At 60.1% G+C, this 16142-nt stretch carries 16 protein-coding genes and 1 tRNA gene; 11 read left to right on the top strand and 6 right to left on the bottom strand.

Translation table 11 applies throughout. The features are described from left to right. Window positions 1-160 precede the first annotated feature (160 nt). The 6 genes from OSC37_RS10905 to OSC37_RS10880 all read left to right on the top strand — a co-directional run bounded on the left by OSC37_RS10905 (window position 161) and on the right by OSC37_RS10880 (window position 6545). A complete protein-coding gene (locus tag OSC37_RS10905) occupies window positions 161-1039 on the top strand; it encodes an amidohydrolase family protein (RefSeq protein ID WP_267161502.1) in 879 nt (292 codons plus the stop codon). 164 nt (window positions 1040-1203) lie between these two features. Further along, window positions 1204-1371, top strand: a complete 168-nt coding sequence (locus tag OSC37_RS10900; RefSeq protein ID WP_267161501.1) for a DUF7556 family protein — start codon at window positions 1204-1206, stop codon at window positions 1369-1371. 113 nt (window positions 1372-1484) lie between these two features. Continuing rightward, entirely contained in the window at window positions 1485-3896 is a 2412-nt protein-coding gene (locus tag OSC37_RS10895; RefSeq protein WP_267161500.1) for an ATP-dependent DNA helicase, read from the top strand. Between the two features lie 83 nt (window positions 3897-3979). Next, on the top strand, window positions 3980-4795 hold the full coding sequence (locus tag OSC37_RS10890) for a lipoate--protein ligase family protein (protein WP_267161499.1): 816 nt from the start codon (window positions 3980-3982) through the stop codon (window positions 4793-4795). A 46-nt stretch (window positions 4796-4841) separates the two neighbouring features. After that, window positions 4842-5708 (top strand): deoxyribonuclease IV, encoded by an 867-nt coding sequence (locus OSC37_RS10885; protein WP_267161498.1) that lies wholly within the window; start codon window positions 4842-4844, stop codon window positions 5706-5708. Window positions 5709-5759: 51 nt separating this feature from the next. Beyond that, complete coding sequence (locus OSC37_RS10880; RefSeq protein WP_267161497.1) at window positions 5760-6545, top strand: class I SAM-dependent methyltransferase; 786 nt, start codon at window positions 5760-5762, stop codon at window positions 6543-6545. A 129-nt stretch (window positions 6546-6674) separates the two neighbouring features. On the opposite strand, the gene OSC37_RS10875 is transcribed toward OSC37_RS10880, so the two are convergent. Then, window positions 6675-7328, bottom strand: coding sequence for a DUF7095 family protein (locus OSC37_RS10875; protein ID WP_267161496.1), 654 nt, complete (start codon window positions 7326-7328; stop codon window positions 6675-6677). Window positions 7329-7413: 85 nt separating this feature from the next. Between OSC37_RS10875 and ncsA the strand changes: the two genes are divergently transcribed. Next, the gene (gene ncsA, locus OSC37_RS10870) at window positions 7414-8394 is read left to right on the top strand and encodes a tRNA 2-thiolation protein NcsA (protein WP_267161495.1); all 981 of its coding nucleotides are present in this window, start codon (window positions 7414-7416) and stop codon (window positions 8392-8394) included. Between the two features lie 41 nt (window positions 8395-8435). Here ncsA and ftsZ read toward each other — a convergent pair whose 3' ends face one another. From ftsZ to OSC37_RS10855, 3 genes are all read right to left on the bottom strand, one after another. Then, the gene (gene ftsZ / locus OSC37_RS10865; RefSeq protein ID WP_267161494.1) at window positions 8436-9614 is read right to left on the bottom strand and encodes a cell division protein FtsZ; all 1179 of its coding nucleotides are present in this window, start codon (window positions 9612-9614) and stop codon (window positions 8436-8438) included. A 2-nt stretch (window positions 9615-9616) separates the two neighbouring features. Continuing rightward, complete coding sequence (gene cdrS / locus OSC37_RS10860; protein WP_267161493.1) at window positions 9617-9814, bottom strand: transcriptional regulator CdrS; 198 nt, start codon at window positions 9812-9814, stop codon at window positions 9617-9619. 230 nt (window positions 9815-10044) lie between these two features. Beyond that, window positions 10045-10638 carry a double zinc ribbon domain-containing protein gene (locus OSC37_RS10855; protein ID WP_267164181.1) on the bottom strand — a complete coding sequence of 198 codons (594 nt, stop codon included), beginning with the start codon at window positions 10636-10638 and terminating at the stop codon, window positions 10045-10047. Window positions 10639-10764: 126 nt separating this feature from the next. On the opposite strand from OSC37_RS10855, the gene OSC37_RS10850 reads away from it, so the two are divergent. Continuing rightward, window positions 10765-10838: transfer RNA gene (locus OSC37_RS10850), tRNA-Tyr, on the top strand. 533 nt (window positions 10839-11371) lie between these two features. On the opposite strand, the gene OSC37_RS10845 is transcribed toward OSC37_RS10850, so the two are convergent. Continuing rightward, complete coding sequence (locus tag OSC37_RS10845) at window positions 11372-12640, bottom strand: alkaline phosphatase family protein (protein ID WP_267161492.1); 1269 nt, start codon at window positions 12638-12640, stop codon at window positions 11372-11374. Between the two features lie 1142 nt (window positions 12641-13782). Between OSC37_RS10845 and OSC37_RS10840 the strand changes: the two genes are divergently transcribed. Genes OSC37_RS10840 through OSC37_RS10830 form a run of 3 tightly spaced genes read left to right on the top strand, consistent with a single transcriptional unit; the run spans window position 13783 to window position 15901 of the window. Beyond that, window positions 13783-14553 carry an inositol monophosphatase family protein gene (locus OSC37_RS10840; RefSeq protein WP_267161491.1) on the top strand — a complete coding sequence of 257 codons (771 nt, stop codon included), beginning with the start codon at window positions 13783-13785 and terminating at the stop codon, window positions 14551-14553. A 59-nt stretch (window positions 14554-14612) separates the two neighbouring features. Continuing rightward, on the top strand, window positions 14613-15380 hold the full coding sequence (minD, locus tag OSC37_RS10835; RefSeq protein WP_267164180.1) for a cell division ATPase MinD: 768 nt from the start codon (window positions 14613-14615) through the stop codon (window positions 15378-15380). Then, window positions 15377-15901, top strand: a complete 525-nt coding sequence (locus tag OSC37_RS10830) for a DUF8054 family protein (protein ID WP_267161490.1) — start codon at window positions 15377-15379, stop codon at window positions 15899-15901. Before minD ends, OSC37_RS10830 begins: the two co-directional genes overlap by 4 nt. Here OSC37_RS10830 and OSC37_RS10825 read toward each other — a convergent pair. Beyond that, window positions 15898-16128 carry an HTH domain-containing protein gene (locus OSC37_RS10825; protein ID WP_267161489.1) on the bottom strand — a complete coding sequence of 77 codons (231 nt, stop codon included), beginning with the start codon at window positions 16126-16128 and terminating at the stop codon, window positions 15898-15900. The genes OSC37_RS10830 and OSC37_RS10825 overlap by 4 nt on opposite strands. Window positions 16129-16142: the final 14 nt, after the last annotated feature.

Below are 16142 nucleotides of genomic sequence, written 5' to 3'. Positions count from 1 at the left end.
AATTAACATAGGTGTCGTATATCGATCGGCTGACCCGCTAAGCTTTGAGAAGTGACGCTGGCTTAATCCCAGTCTTTCGGTGGGTTCAGCTGGTATCTCCGTGCAGGCAGTCACTCTGCAGGGAGAAACGCTATTATCCCGTGCGTACGTGCGTCATTGTATGAGTGTCGACGGACTCGACGTTCTGGACGAACGACAGGCGATAGATACGCACGCTCATCAGCCAACGAGCGAATTCCTGCACGACGCCGGCGGGCAGATGATGCAGGATGCCGCCGACCGGTTCGGCTCAGAGATGGAGACCTGGAGCTACGAGGAGATGATAGCGGAGTACCACGACGCGGGCGTCGGAAAGGCGGTGTTGCTCGGCTGGGATGCCGAGACGAACACCGGAAACCCACCCGTTCCGAACGACTACGTCGCCGAGGTTCGCGACGAGCATCCGGAGTTTTTCATCGGCTTCGGGTCGGTCGACCCGCTGAAAGACGACTGCGTCGAGGAGGCGATTCGGTGTGTCGAGGATCTCGACCTCTCGGGGTTCAAGTTCCAGCAGATCGCCCAGGGCTTTGACCCCTCCCAGCCCGAGTACGAGCAACTGTTCGACACAATCGAGGACCTCGGGGTTCCGGTCGTCTTCCACGGCGGGAACTCAACACTCGGAGCGTGCTCCCCCGGCGGACGTGGGCTCCAGGTGAAATACGGGAACCCCATGCTGATAGACGACGTTGCGGCTCGCCATCCCGATCTCCAGATTCTGATTGCACACCCTGCCTACCCCTGGGAGAAAGAACAGCTCGCCATCTGCCAGCAGAAAGGCAACGTCTACATGGACCTCTCTGGGTGGATGCCCAGGTACATCGACGACCAAGTCCTCCAGTACGCCAAGAGCTTGCTCGAAGACAAGGTCATGTTCGGCACCGACTACCCGATGCTCGAACCCGAGCCCTGGCTCGAACAGTTCGCAGAACTCGACTTCTCCGAGGAGACCCAGCGCAAAATCCTCTGGGAGAACGCCAAGGAGTTCTTCGGGCTCGACTGACAGCAGCTGTTGGGTTGTTGTCGAGACCATCTCCCCGGGGCTCCTGGTAATGTTTACAAATATACAATTGTCTGACGCGTGTCCCACACCAGGGACCTCACGTCTGGTAATTTTCACTGGTTGTTTTCGGTGGTTTTATATGTTGTTGAGAACTATTAACATGCATGGAGCCGGATACTATCGTCCCGGCCGAAGTCGAAGCGAGCAGCGAAGTGATGGCGTCAGTCGAGGAGGGGCCAGTAGATAAATTTATCCTCGCTGACATCACCGAAGATAACGCATTTATTACACTTCAACTCGACGACGCTGCTTCGCTCCCAGCCTGGCGATAGAAGCTCCGGCGTCTCCGTATTCTCACCGATGAGTGACAACGCCGCCCCGTTTGTGATGGGTCTGAACAGCGAACCCGCAGGTTCAAACCCTACGACGCCCCAGTGATCGATGGATGGCTGAGACATCGGCCGAGGGCTGGGACCAGTACTTCGGGTTCGAACGGGCGTACGCGAACCAGCGCGACGCAATCGAGGCGGCAATCGAGGTCGGCAACGAGCAGGGGTATCTCGCGATGGAGGGGCCCTGCGGGACTGGTAAGACCATGGCCGCGCTCACTGCGGGGGCTACCCTCGTCCGTGACGGCGACTACGAGAACATCGTCGTTGTGACACCGGTCAAACAGCAACGGACCCAGTTCGTCGAGGACCTCCGGACGATGAATGCAGACCTCGAGAACCCACTGTCTGGTGTTTCCCTCGTAGGAAAACGAGACCTCTGTCCGTACGGCCGGGAGGATGTCTTCCCAGAGGATACTGGTGTTCACGACCGGTGTGAGGACCTACGCGAAAACACCGCCGGTCTGGTCGAAAGCGAAGGAACGAGCGACGAGATGGCCGCCGCGACAGCCGCAGTCGGCGGCGAGAACGACGAAATCTGGTGGGACCCACAGCGGGCGAGTGACCTCGTGAAACACGCCAGGCCGGGCGGAACGGGACAACACCAGATTGCCACGGACACACTCGAAACGGCCGGCGTCGAGAGTCCGTATCCACGGAATCAGCAATCGGCCCCGGAGTCGATGAGCGACAGCGACGAGACGCCGCTTTACTGTCCGTTCGAGGCCGATTGGTACGCCCGGAACAAGGGGTCGCCGGTCGGCTTCGATGCCGGCAAAAACCACGTCATAACGGCCGAAGAGTACCTGCCAGCGGCGACAGATCGAGGGACCTGTCCCCACCGCGCGATGGGCGTGTTACTCGAATCGGCAGAGGTCGTCGTGGGCAACTACAATCATCTCTTCGACCCTGCGTCCCGGCCCCTGCTCGAGTCGGTACTCGGCGACGAGACGTTCCTGATCGTCGACGAAGCACACCGCCTTGAAGAGCGCGTCAGGGACCTGCTCTCCAATCGAGTTGGACGACAGACGCTCAAGCGCGCCCGGAACGACCTCGCACAGTTGCTGACCCGCGCCCGCCAGAGTGACGACCACCGACAACAGGTCGAAGACGAGCTGGCGAGTCACGACGTGCCCCTGCGTGCAGTCGAGCAGGCCCGGGACTTCTACGACGACCTGCTGGGATGGTTCGAAGACCGCATCGAGACCTACCTAGACGCCGAGTTCGGACGCGAGTGGCGAACGGGACGGCTCGATTCGCTTCCGGACCACGACATCGAGGTTCCCTTGCGCGACCCCGAATCCGTCGAGCGTGACGAACTGACCGCGTGGGCCGAGTCCGCAGGATACACGGGAGAGCTGTGGCGCTCGCTGTCGACGATCGGCGTTGCCGTCGAGCAGGTCATCGACGAGCTCGGTCTGACACGCACGCCGGTGTGTACCGCGGTCGGTGCGGCGATGAGCCAGTGGTGGGAGTGTGACCACGCGACCTATCTCCGTGAGATCGAACTCGAATACGCCTCGAAAGACCAACGGAGTGTCGCCGAACCCTGGGAGGCGCAGTACACCGCCGGGCTGGTGTTGTTCGAGTGTATGCCCGGTGAGACACTCCAGGAAATCTTCGACGGCCTCGGCGGGGGGATACTGATGAGTGCAACCCTGGAGCCACTCGATGTCTTCGCCGAGGTCGCGGGGTTGGAGGCGCTCCGGGAAGCGAACCGACCGGTGGTCGAGCGAACGTACACCCTGCCGTTCCCCGAGTCGAACAGAGAGTCGTGGCTGGTCGATACGACCCCCTTTACCGCACGCAACCGCGGCGACCCCGACGAGAACGCGGACCCGGCGACGTGGAATCGGACCCGTGACGAGTACGCACAGGTGTTGCGCCTGCTTGCGCGCTCGCCGGGCAACGTGTTGCTCGCGATGCCGAACTACCGGGAGGCGGCGTGGGCTGAAAGCTATCTCTCGGAGGTAATCGAAAAGCCGACGCTTCTCGACGAGAGTTCGAGCAACGAGGAGACGGAGGCGCTGAAACAGCGTTTTTTCGACGGTTCCGGGAAGGTACTCGTCACGAGTACGCGAGGGACACTGACCGAGGGTGTCGATTATGACGGCGACAAATTACACTGCTGTGGTGTCTTCGGCGTCCCACTGGTCAACATCGGCTCACCGCGCGTGACAGCGGTCCGACGCGCTTACGCGGATGCCTTCGGCGAGGACAAGGCCTTCGAGTACGCCCTGACGGTACCGGCGGTCCGGCGCGCACGCCAGACTATCGGCCGGGTGATTCGCGGAACTGAAGAGGTTGGCATTCGTGCACTCGTTGGTCAGCGCTATGTCGAGGGCGCGAGACACAGTGTCTTCCCGTACCTCTCGACGGGTGAAAAAGAGGGGTTCGTCCGACTCACACCGGAGTTTCTCGACGGTCAGATACGCCAGTTCTGGGACAGACACGAACAAGCGGAGTGACGAGGACTCGCGGATGGGTTGTGTGTCGCCCACGTCGTTACAGTTTGCGTGTGTTTTTGTTCTCCGCGAGTCTATCGTAGAGCATGACCAATCTCGCTGATAGAGAATGGCGAGTGATTCCGACAGAGCGTCGTCCTGGCCCAATGCAGATGGCCCTAGAGGAAGTGGCAGCCGAGACTGCGGCATCGGGCGGCCCCCGGACCGTTCGGGTGTACACGTGGGAGCCGAGCACCCTCTCGCTGGGGTATCGACAGACACCCGAGAGTGTCGACTGGGAGTACTGCGAAGCCAATGACGTGACTGTCACGCGTCGCCCGACCGGCGGGGGCGGCATCTACCACGACGCCGTCGGTGATATTTCGTACTCGATTGTCGCTCCCGAGAGCGAACTCCCGGGCGACCTGATGGAGTGTTATGAGCTGCTGTGTACGCCTGTGCTTGCAGCCTTCGACCAGATGGGCGTTGACGCAGCCTTCGCCGACGACGCTCATCCCGAGATTCACAAGCCCACCTGTTATCTCCGGAAGGTCAACCCCGCACACGATATCCTTGCCGGAGGACAGAAAATCAGCGGCAACGCGCAGTACCGCCAGCGCGACGCCGTCATCCAACATGGCTCGCTGTCGTACGCGCTGACACCCGACCGTCATCTCGGGGTCTTCGAGACCGACGACGTGAGCCGAACGGTCTTCGACGACCGGGTAACCTCGATTCGCGAACAGGCAGGAATCGACCGCGACGACGCTGTCGAGACCCTCAAAACGGCACTCGCAGAGTGGGTCGAGGCAGACGCTGGCGAGTGGACGGACGACGAACTCGACAGCGCGGCGGCGATTGCCGAGGAGAAATACGCCAGCGACGAGTGGACTCGTCGGCGTACCGACCCGCTGTCTGCGTAGGTCGGACTCCGAAGTTGCTATGTGCGCCGGGCGCTACTGCTCGGGTATGCAGGTCGGTGCTCACGTCTCAGTGTCTGGCTCGCGCGTCTCCTCAGACGAAGAAACGCCGCCGTACGACGACATCCGCAACGCTGTTCACCGCCAGCGGAACTTCGGCGGAAACTGTGGACAGGTGTTCACTACCTCACCGCAGGTGTGGCAACAACCCGAACTCAACGACGAGGCGACAGAAGGGTTCCAGGCCGAGTCCACAGAACAGGAGGTCGGGCCCTGGGTCATCCACTCGTCGTATCTGGTGAACCTTGCGACACCGAAAGAGGACCTTCACGAGAAGTCACGCGATAGCATGCAGGCAGAGGTCGATACCGCGGCACAGCTCGGCATCGAGTACGTCAACGTCCACCTGGGCGCACACACCGGGGCAGGTGTCGAGCAGGGACTTGACAACGCCGCGAGAACGCTCGACGAACTGGATATTCCCGACTCAGTGACTGTTCTGGTCGAGTCCGACGCCGGGAGCGGGACGAAACTCGGCGGCGAGTTCGAACACCTGGCTGCTATTCTCGAACGCTCGGAACAGGACCTCGGTGTCTGTCTGGATACGGCACACGCTTTTGCTGCCGGCTACGACCTGTCGACGGCCGAGGCAGTCAAAGAGTCACTCGCTGAATTCGACGACGTGGTCGGCTTCGAGAACCTGGCCTGTGTCCACCTCAACGACTCGAAACACGGGTGTGGCACGAACAAGGACGAACACGCCCACATCGGCGAGGGTGAAATTGGCGAGGAGGGAATGCGTGCCTTCATTAACCACGACGCGGTTCGCGAGGTTCCCCTGGTGCTCGAAACGCCGACCGAAGATGGGAGAGGCTTCGCCTGGAATATCGACCGCGTACACGAACTCGCCGAGTGAACAGCAGGCGGAGACGACAGAGTATTTTCGTTCGACCGATATAGAGCGACTGTGCGACAGTTCACCGCAGAGTATCTGGAGTCGACCAGAGCGGGAATGTGGGAGGATTCCCTCGACGCGCTCGGCTATCTCGACATAGAGAGTCGAGAACGCATTCTGGATGTCGGTGCCGGAACCGGCGAGCTGACTCGCGTCCTCCGAGATCAGACGGCAGGAACCGTCGTCGCGTTAGACGCCGACCGAGGACTACTTGGCCACGTTGCCTCCCCACGCCTCCTCGGCGACGCGACACAACTTCCGTTCGCCGAGGGGTCGTTCGACCTGGTGGTGTGTCAGGCACTGCTGGTCAACCTGCCGGACCCGGCCGCGGTAATCGAGGAGTTCGCGCGCGTCTCGACCGACCGCGTCGCGGTCATCGAACCGGACAACAGTGCTGTCGCTATCGAGTCGACCGTCGACACCGAGGCGGCGTTAGCCCGTCGTGCACGCGAGTCGTATCTGGCGGGCGTCGAAACTGACGCAGCACTCGGCGCAGTGCCAGACCTCTTTCGGTCAGCTGGCCTCGACGATATCACCGTCGACCGGTACGACCACGAGCGTTCCATCGAGTCGCCGTACTCAGAGCGCGCGCTCGAAGGAGCGCGGCGCAAAGCAAGCGGCACCGGTATCGACGACGACCGAGAGACAATTCTCGCTGGAGATACCTCGGTGGAGTCGTTCGAAGACCTCCGTGAACAGTGGCGAGCGATGGGCCGAGAGGTCATCGAGCAGATGCAGGACGGACGATATCGCCAGCGCGAGGTCGTTCCCTTCTACGTGACCAGTGGCCGCGTGTAGGGCAATCAGGTGGTGCGGTTGCTCGCAGACGAGCAGTATCGACGGAGCGGTGCACCACACGACCACGTCTCGCCCCGTCGCAGACCTCTACAGCATACTGACGCTGGCCGCGTCTTCGTATATAATCCCTCAGACGATATCGCCGCGAATGGAGGTTCCGCTCTGTCGTTCGCGAAACGCCTCGACTGTCTCGGCTGCGCGAGTTGCCGCTACTTCATCGAGCCCCAGCATTTCGAGTGCGTCTGGAAGCGTCGGCATGACGAACTCTCCCGAACGGAGTTTCTCGAATGCGGTTTCCGAGCGTTCACCGTCAACCCAGAGACAGACACCGCGGGGGTCGAGCAGTTCCTCGTAGTTGTCGCGTGCTTTCGCGCCTTCGAGACGCTGTGTGACGTTGTCCTCGAAGCTCGCGTTACAGACCTCGAGGTGAATCGGCTCGTCCTCTTCGAGCAGGTGAGCACCGAGACACTTCTCGGGCGCTGCGTAGCCGTTTGCCGTCGCCTGCAGGTACTCCGGATGCTCCGTCGCCCACTCGGCACGGACAGTCTTTCCGACGCCCTCGATGCCATGAGAGTCAATAAACTCCTGTTCGCGGCCCGACTCCTCCGAGAGGAGAATATCTTTCGTGAGGTAGATATCCAGGCGTTCGACGGGGTCGAGACCGAGCGCGATGTCACCGAACACCCAGAGTTCGCGAACCGGGACCGGCATCGTCTCTCGTTCGACCGTCTCGACGAACTCCTCGATACGCTCGATTGCCTGCTGTCGGTCCCATTCACTCATTTGACACCTGTTGTAGCCGCGCGCTCAAAACAGCAGCGACCCCGGACCGAAAGGGTCAACCGCTCCAGTCGGTAACCAATCGGTGATGGAGTGTGACAAATGTGGTGCGGACGCGGTGCTCCACGCCGCGTATTCGGGGTTGCATCTCTGTGAGGAGCACTTCTGTGCCTCTGTCGAAAAGCGGGTACGCAGACGAATCCGCGACGACAACCTTCTCCCGGACGACGCGACCGCAGAGGACCCGGAGACGTGGATTATCGGTCTCTCGGGCGGGAAAGACAGCGTCGTTCTCACCGATATTCTGTATGATACGTTCGAGGCTGACCCCCGAATCGAGATGGTTGCCCTCTCGATTCACGAGGGCATTGAGGGCTACCGCGACGAGAGCCTCGACGCCTGCAAAGAACTCACCGCCGACCGTGACATCCGTCACGAGGTCGTCAGTTACGCAGACGAGTTCGATGTCCGGATGGACGAGGTCGTTGAGGACGACCCGGAGAACATGTCAGCTTGTGCATATTGTGGCGTGTTTCGACGGGATATCTTATCCCGGTACGCGGCCGACCTCAACGGTGACAAGTTGCTGACTGGTCATAATCTCGACGACGAGGCCGAGACGGCGTTGATGAACTTTCTCGAGGGGGATATCACACAGATTGCACAACAGTTCGACGCGAGCCTCGGCCCCTTCGAAGGGGATGAGCACAGCCACACCCGGGGCGAGAGTGACGAGTTCATCCCCCGGGCGAAGCCGTTGCGCGATATCCCCGAGCGCGAGGTTGCACTGTACGCACGGCTACAGGAACTCCCAGCACACATCACCGAATGTCCTCACTCTTCGGAGGCCTACCGCGGTGAGATTCAACAGCTACTCTACGATCTCGAAGAGCGCCACCCGGGGACGCGTCACTCGATAATGGCCGGATACGAAAAGCTCGCAGCACTCGCCGCAGACGAACACCGCAGCGAGTCGCCGAATCTCGACGAGTGTGAGAACTGTGGCGGTCCCACGACCGGCGACCTGTGTCGGAAGTGCGGACTGCTCGATGCACTTGAAGCGGTCTGACGTTCAAAGAAAGAGCCGCTCGCTGTCGACACGGTCCGGAGTCAGTCGGTCCGAATGACATCGAGGCCGTTCTGCTGGTCGACATCTTCGCGTCCACCATCGGTCTCACCGAAGTCCTGGCCCTGCTGGAGGTTCGCCGCGGCATCGAAGCTGTCGTCGTCGACACCTTTGATTGCCTGGCGGGACTTGTCTGCCTGTTTCTGGGTCGTCGGTCCGAGCACCTGTGCGCTCTGGACCCCAGTCATGATGGCCATGACACGAACTTTCCCTTTGTACTCCTCCTGGATGCGAGCGCCCCAGATGACGTTTGCATCTGCCTCCAGGCGTTCGGTAATGTTCTGTGCGATGCCCTCGGCCTCCTGTAGGGTGAGGTCGGGGCCGCCGGTGATGTGAACGAGACCGCCGCTTGCGCCGCGGTAGTCCACATCGAGCAACGGATGGTTCATCGCGTCTTTGACCACTTCGTCGGTCTTGTTCTTGTCCTGGGTCTCGCCGACGAGCATCACCGCGACGCCACCCTGGTTCATGATGGCAGTCATGTCGGCGTAGTCCAGATTGATAAGCGACGGCTGCGTGATGGTCTCGGAGATACCCTTGACCGTCTCGGCGATGATCTGGTCCATCACCGAGAACGCCTTGCCGATTGGCAGGTTCGGGACGTAATCGAGCAGGCGGTTATTGTCCAGCACGATAATGGAGTCCGCCTCCTCGCGGAGCCGTTCGAGCCCTTCTTCGGCTTTGACGGTCCGCGCGCGCTCGACGTTGAACGGCGTCGAGACCATTCCGACGACAATAGCGCCCTGTTCTTTGGCGATTTTCGAGACGACCGGCGCTGCACCGGTACCGGTACCGCCACCCATGCCGGCAGTGACAAATACCAAGTCGGCATCGCCAAGGACCTCTTTTATCGTCCCCTGTGCCATCTCGGTGGCGCGCTCACCCATGTCGGGGTCGCCACCTGCGCCGAGACCGTTGGTCAGGGATTTGCCGACGAGGATTTTCGTGTCCGCCTCGATCATCTGCAGGTGCTGTTTGTCGGTGTTGATGGCGATGGTTTCGGCACCCTCGACACCAATGTTATACAGCCGGTTGACGGTGTTATTGCCGGCACCGCCCGCGCCCACGATGACGATGCGCGGGTCCCCGAACCCGTCGGCATCTGCCATCTGTTTTTGCTCTTGTTCGTCGCGCTCAAGCGCTTCATTGACGATGTCTTGCATTGTTACACCTTCGCCCACGTGCGCTCTTTGCGCCGCTTGCGCTTCTCGGACGGGCGCTCCGGTTCGGTGTCGTGTTCGGAGAGCATCTCTCGAACCGCTGAGCGAATCGCTTCGCTCCGGTTCGGGTACTCCCCAGTTTCGACCATTTGTTCGACCTCTTCGATCTGCTGTTTCGGAATCCGTAGTGTCACACGCTCCATATTTTTATTCCCCTTGTGGGTAAGACGACGGCGAGCGTTCGCTCGCTCAGTCGTCTTACACAGCAAAACCCGGGGACGGCAACGCGTTGTTTACCGACCGGGAGACTGTGTAAGACTTCCGTCTTACGCACGAATTACAACAGACTGGGGGATAATAAAAGTACCGGACAGATGTATGACAGACTTTTGTTTACCGTAGTAGACAGCCTGTACGTTGCGTTTTCACGACTCTAGTGCTCCTCAAGAACATCGGCCGCGGGCGTGCGCCGTCCACAGCTCGGGCAGAATCCCCAGTCACTCCGGAGTTCATCGCCGCACTCACAGAACACCCGATGAGACGCTTTCTCGCCACAGTTCGGGCAGTAAACGTGAGACGACGACAGGTTTTCGCCACACTGTGTACACGTCTTACGCTCGTCGCGGACGGTGTTTTCATCACTCTCGCTCGTCGTCTTACTCGTTGGTGGGTTGTGTGACGCACGATCTGCCGAGGTGTGTGACGTCTCGGTTCCCGTGTTTATGTCCTGCTCCGTGGCCTCCGCCTGATCGGCCAAACCGCTATCAAGCGAGATGTTTACGTTGACATCCTGTGGTTGTTGTGGTGTAAACGCTCCATTGAGACGTTCCGCGATGAGTGCGTCGACGCGCTCGGCGACGATATCGTCGAGACTATCGCCGTGGGTCAACCCGTCCGACGAGGCTGACTCCCCGCAGGATTCGAGGTACTCGCGCAACGCCTGGCGCATGACTTCGCTCTTCGAGGCGTCGAACTCCTCGAGTTGCGTGATGAGTTGGTCATCCGCACGGAACGTTATTTTGCTCATTTCCGTCGTCATATCGTTTGTCACCCATCCTATTTCAATCTTGGCTGGCTGTCTGACACGAGTCAGACGCGCCAGTCGGCCCAATGCATAATGGTTAAGTCCGCCAGCCATCCTACTGGTGTATGTCCGCCCTTAGCTCAGACTGGTAGAGCAGTCGACTGTAGATCGACTTGCCCCCCGTTCAAATCGGGGAGGGCGGACTCGTTCTCAAGCCGACGAGTGGTCGACTCGTGATCGACTTGTCCCCCGTCCCCGTGAGCGGAGCGAACGGGGGCTCGGAAGTCACAGCCCGCACAGCGTAGCGAGCAGGAATGTCTTCCGGCGTTCAAATCGGGGAGGGCGGACTTGTTCTGTCGGAGCAACGCGACGACTAACAAGTTCAGTCGATACGATTTGAGCAGGCCAGTCGCAGTCCTGGAAGCGCTACCGAAGTGAGCCGCATGCCCGCACAAGCAGATAACACGAGCCGAGCAGGAACGTCTGTCATCTGTTCAAATTGGGGAGGGTGCGAAGCTTGGCCGAACAAAACCTCGATGAGACGAGCGGCGAAGGCACGAGTCCTTCTTTGCGAACGAAGAGCGTGTTATAGAACAATTCACACGGTATTAATCCCGTACTGATCTCCGAGAATCAACCGAGATGTAGGCGTGTGTATTGACCGGTGGGAATTCTCCCAGTTTCAGACACATTTCTGAGTGCCGTGCAAATAGGTGTGGTCGTTACTTCGTGTAGGTTAGCAAGGTGTCAGTGTAGTGCCGTCATCCGCAAGTCTGTCCAGCGTGACGGCACCAAACGGAACAAGTTGTTCTCGCGGATGGAGGCCACCATGATCTCCGATTAACGCCAGTTCCTTCGGCTCTTTACCGTGCCACACGGTCGTGGTCTCGGGTATCACGACAAGGTCACCAATCCGGTCGGCAAACATCTGACACGGCTTTCGAGTGCCCCACAGTTCGCTGTCCAGTGCCTCCGCTCGCGTCAGCACCAGGGCATCGAGTCGCTCAAGCAGGTGAGTGCGAACACGGTCAGCACTGCCATCGTCGAGGAACAAGTGAAGGTTCCGGCCGGAGCCACTGATCGCTGGAACGCCGTCGCGGTCCCGCTTGAGGTGCTGCTTGACGACCGGATCCGACAGAATATTAACGTTTTCGTCCGGATTGCTGTCGGTTTGGCCGTGGTCAGCGACCAACAGGAGCAACGTCTCTTCAGCCACGTCTGATTGGAGTCGGTCACACAGTTCGCGCTGGAGAGTTGCTGACAGGCAGTGCAGTTCGGCGCTGTGCAGGGCCGAACACGTCCCTTCAGCATGCCCGGCGGCGTCAACGAGAGGTGTGTACCCATAACAGTACGTCTGGTTGGTGCCGTTCTCAAGGAGCTTCCGCAGCTGAACCCCGAACTCAGCAGGAGAACTGTAGGTATGGGTCGTCGCACCCTCGGTTTTTGGGTCGTCGCTGGAATCGAACGGTTCGACGATGTGCGTATCGATGCCTGCTGCTTCGAGCTGCGGATAGATCGGCTCACCAGCAAACAAGGAGACCTCGTCGGGATCAATCGACTCGCCACGTTTTGTCTGGAAGGGGAGCGCTTCGACGACCTGATTGCGCTCCGAAAGATAGAGATTCCAGCCCAACTGGCCGTGTTCGACCGGTTGGAGGCCGGTGTGGAGCGTCGGGACACAGGCAGGTGTCGCGGACGGGTAGACACTCGTCAGCGGCGTCACGCGACCACGGCGTGCAATTCGGTTGAAAAACGAATGGTTGATATGGGTCTCCTGGAATTGCTGGAAGCCGTAGGCATCGATAAACAAGACGACAACATTAGAAACATCCGTGTCCACGCCGCTGAAGACTTCATCAGGCAACGTTGGTGCCACAGAGGCGTTGAGTGCGGCTGCTGCTGTACCTGGAATCCGGGTAATACAGTACCCCCCGTAGTCCGGATGGACAAACCCGGGCCGAACCGTCTGTGCCCGCAGGACAGCCTCACGTTCGGAATCGATCATGCTCTCGTCCACTAACAGGATGATAAAAAATGCTCGCATCCGTATCACTTGTCGCGGTACGTGTTTGCCCTGTACTGGCTGATCCTCGGACTGCTCTCTCAGGGTATGTGAACTGTTCTATGACGCCCTCGGACGAAGTGAACGATGAAAACGTACCGGCACAATTTGGAGACGCCACCCCGCCCTCGCGTAGCGACCAGGCAGAGAACCGTCTGGTAACAACGACAGAATCTGGCCGTGAGGTCCGTGACAGCCGTCCAACAAAAATGTCGAAGCGTAGAGTCTGCGTGCAAGGGCTGTCATCGACACGACCGAACAACAGCGTCTCGACACCCCTCATACAGCTGGTGCCATTACATACCAACGCCCCTGCAGACGGCACCCCGAGCGACACGGTCGTGATTCGTATTTTGCCGATTACGTGCGCGCCGCTGCTGCGCGAGACCAGGAGCCAACAGATGCGACGAGCAACCCCCATCCGAAAGACAGCCGTAGCAGTCACCATTCACCGACGACGTCCAAAAAACGAGTCTGTGAGTCGACGTTGCCGAAATAATAATTCATATGATATACTTCGTCCGAACAGCCATCCTTCTTACAGGGGACGACAGAAAATATAATAGATTCTATATTTTATAGCGGAATCAACAAAATAGCAGAGACTACAAAGGACCATTAATTAAGATAGTTGGCCTGATGTATTCTGAGAGGAAGAGAGTACCTACCGAGAGAGAATACGTCGTTCCTCTAGCGACAGAAGTTGGAGAACCGCAACAGGGAACAGCCAAAAAATGACGTAAACAATCAAGCCCTTTTTTATCGATACAGAGCCTGGTTATACTGTGGTCGCGATGGGTGTGTTTGACAGGGCAAAAGCGGCCTCGGGTCTCTCGGTCGGCACAGAGGAGGCGCTACCGTACGTGTGTCTCTCCTGTGGCGCGACCTATGAGGTACAGCATCACCGCTGTCCGAACTGCGATAGTTTCGATATCCGCTGCTCCAGATGGGTTCAGGAGTAAGACACCCGGCGTACCACAATGCCCGCACGGGTCGGCAACGGTGGCGGGCAATCCACATTGTTTCGAGATGTTGGTCCCAGCACAAACCGACAGCTGTTTTAATCCCCCGGATAACTGTCATGAATGTCAAAAATAGCGGATATCGAGGCAGTTGCCAGGGCTGCCGTTCATGCCGGAGGTGCGGAACTTCGCAGGCGGTATCACGCCGATGACAGCGAGGGGACGTACACGTCATGCGACGTGAAGGCAGCAGCCGACAAAGCCACAGAAGAGCGGATGCTCCCGGTCATCCGGCAGGCGTTTCCGGACCACGCTATCTTCGCGGAGGAAGCCGGCGAGTTCGAGGGGACCAACCCATACCGCTGGATTGTCGACCCACTCGATGGGACAAACAACTTCACCGCCGGTCTTCCCACGTTCGCGTCTGCCGTATCAGTACGCTACGACGGCGACCCAGTGGTCGCGGCGATCCACCAGCCAGTAACAGACGAGACCTATCTCGTCCGACGGGACGAGGGCGTCCGGTACAACGGTACCACGGTCACCGCCGAGAGTTCGGTTCCAGTCGACGCTGGGACCGTCGCGATGATCGTCGGACGGGAGGTTCCACAGAATCAGGACCTTGCAGAGCAGGCAAGGGCGGTTCAAAGCACAGTCGAAACGGAGGTAAAACGTGTGTGTTCGAGTTGGGCACCGGTCGTTCACTCCGGGCTGTTCGCACGCGGTCGCCTGCAGGGGGTTGTCCAGTTCCATCCCGACGAGGAAGAGCAGGCGGTGACAGAGTTGCTCGCTGCCGAGGCCGATGCCGCGGTTCGACGCGATGGGGCGCTGTTCGTCGCTGCCTCCGACGAGGCGACCCTCGACGTACTTTGGGGGGCAGCCACCACGCGGTAGTGGAGGCGACGTGGCAGGTGATGCAAGCGTTTATGCCCCAGGGAGCGGCAACGACGACCATGGTCGAGGCGTTCGCAGTCGCGTCTGGCAAGGGTGGGACCGGAAAGACCACGACGACGATGGCACTCGGGATGGCGCTCGCCGAGGAGTACGACGTGACGGTCATCGACGCCGACACGGGGATGGCAAACGTGCTGTTCCATGCCGGGCTGGCAGATGTCGAGACGACACTGCATGACGTACTTGCGGGGAAGGCAAGCGTCGAGGCGGCCGCCTACGACAGGTTCGGAATGACCGTCGTTCCGTGTGGGACCTCCCTTTCGGGCTTCCAAGAAGCAGACCCCGAGCGACTTCGGGACGTGGTCGCGACACTCGCTGCAGAGACCGACATCATTCTGCTCGACTCGCCAGCGACACTCGGAAGTCGTAGTGCAGTGTTACCAATCGTACTCGCGGACCGCCTCATCGTCGTGGTCCAGCCGACGATTCCGTCGCTGTCGGACGCGCTGAAGGTCCAGGAGTACGCGACGACATACGGGACCGGCGTCGCCGGCGTCCTGTTCAACCGCGTCACCGACGACGCAGCAATCGAAGAGATCGCCCCGAAGGCCGAGCGGTACTTCGACGGAGAGACGTTGAGCACTATCGAAGAGAGTGAAACCGTCCGGGCGGCGCGCCGGGCCGGAGAGCCGCTGCTCGTACACGCACCCGACTCCCCGGCGGCCGAGGCCTACCGGCAGGCCGCCGCGTCGCTCTCAGTGCAGGCTCAGGACGCTGGCACCGTCGCCGACCGGTTTCGGAGTGCCGTCATCCCGGATGACCCATGAACGTCCCACAAGGCCGTCTCCGCCGCCACCGAGTCGTCACAGACCTCACGACACCGCTCGAACACGCGCTTGACGACGAACTTACCGGCTACGCGCGTCTCGAACCACAGGACACGCTCTTGCTCGACAGCGATGGAGCCGGCGTCGTCACTTTTGAGGAGGGGGTGCCGAGGGTCGCCTACCACACTGGAACCGAGGCCAGCGGAGCGGATGCGCTCACAGATATCGCCGTCGCGGGTCCCTGCCGGGTCGAGCTGTACGAAGTCGAGATCGACGCGCTTGCCGAGGTCCACGAGACGACAGAGTTAGCCGTCGAACCGGGTGCCCCTGCCGAACAGCTCGCCGGTGACCCTGACCTCGCGCGCCGGACCCGAGAGTGTGCACCGACGGACCAGGCGGTAGACCCCGACCACGACGCTGTCTCGGCGTTTCTCGACGACGAGGAGCGCATCGCAGAAATCAAAGAGGCCGCCAGAGCCGAGGCCGAATCCCGGGCGAGCGACTGGGGGTTCGATATCTAGACGTGGACGGGAATCCACCAGACGCGGCTCCGTGCCCCCACAGTCTTGCTGGTCAGGTCCGTCTGTGATTCGAGGTCGTGGAGCTTGTTCAGTGCTGTTCGACGCGAGCAGCCAAGCTCGTCTGCGACCTCGCTCGCCGTCAGCGGCTCCGCGTAGTCGTCGCGCGCTTCGAATACCGCGGTCACGTCTTCGAGATTGTAGGTCGTCTCTCTCCCACGTTCGCTCATGGCTGCCTGTTTCT

It is taken from the genome of Halovenus salina (genome assembly GCF_026410925.1).
In the GTDB taxonomy this organism is placed as follows: domain Archaea; phylum Halobacteriota; class Halobacteria; order Halobacteriales; family Haloarculaceae; genus Halovenus; species Halovenus salina.
Note: the sequence above shows the minus strand (reverse complement) of the source record. Positions and strands in the feature narration are given on the sequence as shown.

Coding starts and splice junctions, on each gene's coding strand:
- OSC37_RS10905 (WP_267161502.1), top strand. CDS start 161: ATGAGTGTCGACGGACTCGACGTTCTGGACGAACGACAGGCGATAGAT.
- OSC37_RS10900 (WP_267161501.1), top strand. CDS start 1,204: ATGGAGCCGGATACTATCGTCCCGGCCGAAGTCGAAGCGAGCAGCGAA.
- OSC37_RS10895 (WP_267161500.1), top strand. CDS start 1,485: ATGGCTGAGACATCGGCCGAGGGCTGGGACCAGTACTTCGGGTTCGAA.
- OSC37_RS10890 (WP_267161499.1), top strand. CDS start 3,980: ATGACCAATCTCGCTGATAGAGAATGGCGAGTGATTCCGACAGAGCGT.
- OSC37_RS10885 (WP_267161498.1), top strand. CDS start 4,842: ATGCAGGTCGGTGCTCACGTCTCAGTGTCTGGCTCGCGCGTCTCCTCA.
- OSC37_RS10875 (WP_267161496.1), bottom strand. CDS start 7,328: ATGAGTGAATGGGACCGACAGCAGGCAATCGAGCGTATCGAGGAGTTC.
- ncsA (WP_267161495.1), top strand. CDS start 7,414: ATGGAGTGTGACAAATGTGGTGCGGACGCGGTGCTCCACGCCGCGTAT.
- ftsZ (WP_267161494.1), bottom strand. CDS start 9,614: ATGCAAGACATCGTCAATGAAGCGCTTGAGCGCGACGAACAAGAGCAA.
- cdrS (WP_267161493.1), bottom strand. CDS start 9,814: ATGGAGCGTGTGACACTACGGATTCCGAAACAGCAGATCGAAGAGGTC.
- OSC37_RS10855 (WP_267164181.1), bottom strand. CDS start 10,638: ATGAGCAAAATAACGTTCCGTGCGGATGACCAACTCATCACGCAACTC.
- OSC37_RS10845 (WP_267161492.1), bottom strand. CDS start 12,640: ATGATCGATTCCGAACGTGAGGCTGTCCTGCGGGCACAGACGGTTCGG.
- OSC37_RS10840 (WP_267161491.1), top strand. CDS start 13,783: ATGTCAAAAATAGCGGATATCGAGGCAGTTGCCAGGGCTGCCGTTCAT.
- minD (WP_267164180.1), top strand. CDS start 14,613: ATGGTCGAGGCGTTCGCAGTCGCGTCTGGCAAGGGTGGGACCGGAAAG.
- OSC37_RS10830 (WP_267161490.1), top strand. CDS start 15,377: ATGAACGTCCCACAAGGCCGTCTCCGCCGCCACCGAGTCGTCACAGAC.
- OSC37_RS10825 (WP_267161489.1), bottom strand. CDS start 16,128: ATGAGCGAACGTGGGAGAGAGACGACCTACAATCTCGAAGACGTGACC.